Below are 444 nucleotides of genomic sequence, written 5' to 3' on the forward strand. Positions count from 1 at the left end.
CAACCCCGCAGGGCGGCACCGTGTCGGGGAGTTCGAGCGTGATGATGGCTGACGGCTGGAACTGGGAAGATGCCGTATTGAAACCCGACGACGGTATCTGGCTCAACTGGCCCGGTTACTTCGCCCGTGATTTCAACTTCGATGATTTTGCCGTCACGATCAAGAAGAACGACAAGCGAACCGAAGCCATCAGCGCGTTGCAGGCCACCTTTGCCGATGCCAAAGCTTACGCAGCGCTGCCCAGCCCGACGCAGATGAACCTCCGGCTCGAAGCTATGCGTGGGTTGTTCACGGGTAAACAGAATCTCTACCTACGGGCCGACTACGGCAAAGACATCATCGAAGCAGTCACGTTCGCCAAATCGTTCGGTATTCCGAAGGTGGTGATAGTGGGCGGGGAGGAAGCAAACCGCGTCGTCACGTTCCTGAAGGACAACAACGTGT

At 57.2% G+C, this 444-nt stretch carries 1 protein-coding gene; it reads left to right on the forward strand.

The window, feature by feature from the left end; all coding sequences use genetic code 11:
- Nucleotides 1–38: 38 nt before the first annotated feature.
- On the forward strand, nt 39–444 hold a 406-nt coding region (locus D7Y13_RS50135; RefSeq protein ID WP_208734637.1), incomplete at its 3' end, for an amidohydrolase family protein.

The sequence above is a fragment of the Corallococcus praedator genome, from assembly GCF_003612125.1.
Taxonomy (GTDB): Bacteria; Myxococcota; Myxococcia; order Myxococcales; family Myxococcaceae; genus Corallococcus; species Corallococcus praedator.